This is a genomic window from Photobacterium carnosum, assembly GCF_002849605.1.
Classification (GTDB): domain Bacteria; phylum Pseudomonadota; class Gammaproteobacteria; order Enterobacterales; family Vibrionaceae; genus Photobacterium; species Photobacterium carnosum.
The window spans coordinates 1-4,309 of sequence record NZ_NPIB01000051.1; the positions used below are offsets into that span (position 1 = coordinate 1).

Genomic DNA, 4,309 nt, shown 5'->3' on the forward strand with positions numbered 1-4,309 from the left:
CTAAATTAGCAGCATCGTGTTTGAATGCGACTGAATAAGTTGTTCGAGCTTTTTTCATTATGTACACCATTTTGATATTAAGAGTATTTTATCCTATTTAGGTGTACAAGTTCATTAAGCCACAACATCTTGTCCATAAAGAGTAGGTAAACAACCTAAATTTTTTCCATTCGGTGTAAAAAAAGGATGAGATGATGAATCAAACGTTAGAGAGCTATCGGTGAATACATTCTGAGACACTATCAATTTAGCCATTATGCACCCTATCTAAATGAACACCGTTTATATAACTGTGTATTATTTTTCCAGAATTGCAATAGTGTGTGAGTATTTTTTCGACACTAGTCTGTAAGGGTAGCCAGTTCGTGAACAACAATCATGCGTAAAAAGGGCAATGGTGCATCTTTAAATACGGCAGCGATTCTGATTTCATGTTTTGCTTTAAGTTTATTGCCGTGTACACGTGAAACAAAAGTATGTAGGCCCAATGCGTGATTTATAACATTAATTTTATTGTCGTAACCGACTTTACTGATCGGGGCTGATTTTTTTAAATACTGATTTTTTAATTCAATAACATAATCATAAAGGGCTTTTTCTGTTTTAATGGTATGTGGTGTAGGGTAACGGCTAAGAAGCAATGTTTTGAGTTGGTCTTTATCTATTAATTGCTGAACTTGATCCACTAGATGAGCAGGATAACCTTGAATATATTTGAGTTGTTGCATGACCGATATGACTCTTAACCAAAAGACTCATGCTATAAGGTGACTACTGTTGAAGCAACCTTATTATTTGATAGCATCAGTGATAAGTTGAGTTAAAGTGGAAAAATAAATATATCAGTAACTAAGGATGATAACTGTGCACTTAAAAATACCACCACCAGTTTTAACGCTGATTGCATTATTCATTATGTATGTATGCACTTACTTACTCCCTTTGTGGCAATTTAAGCCATCATGGCTTATCGCTATACTACTCATTATAATTGCGATAGTTGTTGGTTTTTTAGCGGTATTAGCCTTAGTTAAATCAGATACAACGATTAGCCCTTTTCTACCACAACAAACAGCCCGATTAGTTACTCGTGGAATATATCAATATAGTCGTAATCCAATGTATGTCAGTTTGCTACTCGTGTTAATTGCCGCAATATTTATTTATGGGGAATTATCAACAATACTGGGTATCGTTATATTTATGTTAGTGGTTAATCACTATCAGATAAAGCCAGAAGAAAATATATTGTTGCAGTTGTTTGGTGAAGAGTATGCTCGATATTGTCATCGAGTAAGACGATGGTTTTGATGATTAACTGTATTTAAGCTTTCACCTGCTTGTTGATTTTCATACACTGGGTAGCAATGGATAGAGACGTAAATGTTATTATTCAATGTAAGATTGATTTTAAGTAAATGAGGCAACACATGAGTAAAGCAAAAATTGGTATTGTAACCGTTAGTGATCGTGCAAGTGCTGGTATTTATGATGATATTTCAGGCCAAGCAATTATTGATACATTAAATGATTATCTTACCTCTGAGTGGGAGCCTGTCTATAAAGTCATTCCTGATGAGCAGGATGTGATTGAAGCAACATTAATTGAGATGACAGATATACAGCAATGTAGTTTGGTTGTGACAACGGGTGGAACGGGTCCGGCTAAGCGTGATGTTACACCTGAAGCAACAGAAGCAGTTTGTGATCGTATGATGCCTGGTTTTGGTGAATTAATGCGCACAGAGTCATTAAAATTTGTACCAACAGCCATTTTATCTCGTCAGACGGCTGGATTACGCGGTGATAGCTTAATTGTGAATTTACCGGGTAAGCCAAAATCTATTCGTGAATGTTTAGATGCCGTTTTTCCTGCTATTCCATATTGTATTGATTTAATGAATGGCCCATTTTTAACATGTAATGAAGATGTTATTAAACCCTTTCGTCCTAAAAACAAATAACTATTTTTAAATGATATTATTTAGCGATACTTCGGTATCGCTTTTTTGTTTATTGAAGATAAATTGAATAGAGGTCACAAAAATAATAAATAAAAGTCAGTGAAATATTAATAACCTTTACCTTGTGAATTGTTTTTATTTGTTATTTGTAATATTCTCATCAAAATTTCATTATTAGCAGCATAAAAGCGTTAATGCATAGGTTTGAATATGGATGTTAAACAAAGTTGGGGTTTTATTTCTGTCTCTTTAGGCGTTATTTCTCTGCTATGGAGTGTTATGTCATTAAGTGGCATGATTGGTCAAGAGCATATATTTACTGAAATGGGAGCATTTCTTAATCTTGCTGGCTCTGATTTGTATCATAATACATATGCAGAAAATATATTAGCGGTCGACCAACATAAAAATTTTGTTGTTTTACTTGCAGGAATATGTATGGCGATTATTGGTTCATTATTAATGAAAAATTATTCTCGTAAGTCATCAAGTGTTCTTTAGTTATAAATTTTTAATGAGTAAAAATAAAATAGATAATGTTTTTACTCATTGAAAAATGTGTGTCCATGTTTATACAAACCATCATCGCCTTACATTAATGATTTTTTAGCTTTTAATAAAAAAGTTAGTTATTTTTTTGTGTTATTTCTCTGTCAATTTTTTGCTATTTAATCCAATATTAGAATGTTTTATTATAGTGATCGTGTCAAATAATTGACTGTATTTGAAGTTTTTACAGTATAATTACTACATAAGTCTATATATCTACTACAGAGCACTATTTAGGCAAGTATGAATTATGAAACGAATAGTGTTAGAAGGTGATTTAAACGGTGAAAACAGAAACTATAAAAATAGCAGATGACGGTTACGCTATATTAATAAAAGCCAGTGATTTTTTACTACTTAATATGCTATTGACCTTTGTTATATCTTTACATGATGTCAGTGAAACGGCTATTGGCTTAGGTGCTAGTTTTCTTTTTTCTGTCATTTTTTTACTTATTGGTGAATATTGTCGATTGTATAAAGAATTTGTCCGTAAAAATTATTATCATTCGATATTAAAAACATTATTAACTTTTTGTTTATCATTTATTGTATGGCATATTTTATGTCAACAATTGAATGAGTTTAATGGTATTAATAATATAAATTTAACTTATGCTGTTGTTTGGCAGTGGATGATATTATCGATTAGTTGCATGATTATCATTAAGTGTTTGGTTATTTATGCTATTCGTGAATTCTTAAGGCGTGAAGGGAAAATTAGAAGAATTGCAATATTAGGAATGACTAAAGGTGGTATTGCTATTGAGCATGCATTAAGAAAAGATATTCGTTACCAAAAATTTGAAATATCTTATTTTGATGATCGTGATCTTAATCGGTTTGGTTATTTATCAAAAGCACAACTTCGTGGAAATATAGATAAATTAGTACAGTTAGTTAAAAATAATGAAATTGATGAAGTTTATATTGCCTTACCAATGGTAGCAAAAAAACGTATTCAAAAAGTTTTAAAATTGTTATCGGATACCATTGTTGAAACATATATCGTTCCTGATTTGTATACTTATGATTTAAAGGTAAGTCAAATCCGTACTATTGATAATGTTCAAACATTCAGTGTGTTTAGTTCGCCATTTGAAGGTATGGGAGCAATGTTGAAGCGTATTGAAGATATCATAATCAGCATTGTCATTATTTTATTAATTTTACCAATATTGATAGCTGTCGCGATTGGCGTAAAGCGTAGTTCTCCAGGTCCAGTATTGTTTAAACAAGATCGCTATGGTTTAGGCGGTAAAAAAATTCGAGTCTGGAAATTTCGTTCGATGGGCGTAATGGAAAATGACACAGTTGTTACTCAAGCGATTAAAAATGATCCTCGTGTAACTAAATTTGGTGCTTTTATTCGTAGAACATCATTAGATGAATTACCCCAATTTTTTAATGTGTTACAAGGTAGTATGTCTATTGTTGGCCCTCGACCACATGCTGTAGCACATAATGAAGAGTATCGAGTTTTGGTTAATAAATATATGTTACGCCATAAGGTTAAACCTGGTATTACTGGCCTTGCTCAAATTAAAGGTTTCCGTGGTGAAACTGATACGCTAGATAAAATGGAGATGCGTATTAAGTATGACTTACAATATATTCAAAATTGGACATTATCAAAAGATTTAAAGATTATTTTATTAACAATCTTTAACCTGATTACCACTATTTAACAGCCACTGTTAAATTATCTCCTATACTTCAATATATTGAAGTATAGGAGTGACGTTATGCCTAAGAATTCAATCCAATTTCAGAAAGGCTTTTCTATACCCGTATTT

6 protein-coding genes are annotated in these 4,309 nt (G+C 32.0%); 4 read left to right on the forward strand and 2 right to left on the reverse strand.

What is annotated here, in order from left to right:
- Positions 1 to 114 precede the first annotated feature (114 nt).
- Complete coding sequence (locus CIK00_RS21395; protein ID WP_167388593.1) at positions 115 to 255, reverse strand: hypothetical protein; 141 nt, start codon at positions 253 to 255, stop codon at positions 115 to 117.
- An 86-nt stretch (positions 256 to 341) separates the two neighbouring features.
- Positions 342 to 728, reverse strand: coding sequence for a M48 family metallopeptidase (locus CIK00_RS20895; protein ID WP_101770443.1), 387 nt, complete (start codon positions 726 to 728; stop codon positions 342 to 344).
- A gap of 136 nt (positions 729 to 864) precedes the next feature.
- Here CIK00_RS20895 and CIK00_RS20900 point away from each other — a divergent pair, with 136 nt between their 5' ends.
- The 4 genes from CIK00_RS20900 (at position 865) to CIK00_RS20915 (ending at position 4,201) form a co-directional block, all read left to right on the forward strand.
- Positions 865 to 1,311: a methyltransferase family protein gene (locus tag CIK00_RS20900; RefSeq protein WP_167388594.1), complete on the forward strand. Its 447-nt coding sequence runs from the start codon at positions 865 to 867 to the stop codon at positions 1,309 to 1,311.
- 119 nt (positions 1,312 to 1,430) lie between these two features.
- Complete coding sequence (gene mog / locus CIK00_RS20905) at positions 1,431 to 1,964, forward strand: molybdopterin adenylyltransferase (protein WP_101770450.1); 534 nt, start codon at positions 1,431 to 1,433, stop codon at positions 1,962 to 1,964.
- A 210-nt stretch (positions 1,965 to 2,174) separates the two neighbouring features.
- Positions 2,175 to 2,465 carry a molybdenum cofactor biosynthesis protein gene (locus CIK00_RS20910; protein ID WP_101770454.1) on the forward strand — a complete coding sequence of 97 codons (291 nt, stop codon included), beginning with the start codon at positions 2,175 to 2,177 and terminating at the stop codon, positions 2,463 to 2,465.
- Between the two features lie 332 nt (positions 2,466 to 2,797).
- Entirely contained in the window at positions 2,798 to 4,201 is a 1,404-nt protein-coding gene (locus CIK00_RS20915) for an undecaprenyl-phosphate glucose phosphotransferase (RefSeq protein WP_101770456.1), read from the forward strand.
- Positions 4,202 to 4,309 lie beyond the last annotated feature (108 nt).

Bases quoted from the DNA above. Each gene is read 5' to 3' on its own strand.
- CIK00_RS21395 (WP_167388593.1), bottom strand. From the start codon at position 255: ATGGCTAAATTGATAGTGTCTCAGAATGTATTCACCGATAGCTCTCTA.
- CIK00_RS20910 (WP_101770454.1), top strand. From the start codon at position 2,175: ATGGATGTTAAACAAAGTTGGGGTTTTATTTCTGTCTCTTTAGGCGTT.
- mog (WP_101770450.1), top strand. From the start codon at position 1,431: ATGAGTAAAGCAAAAATTGGTATTGTAACCGTTAGTGATCGTGCAAGT.
- CIK00_RS20895 (WP_101770443.1), bottom strand. From the start codon at position 728: ATGCAACAACTCAAATATATTCAAGGTTATCCTGCTCATCTAGTGGAT.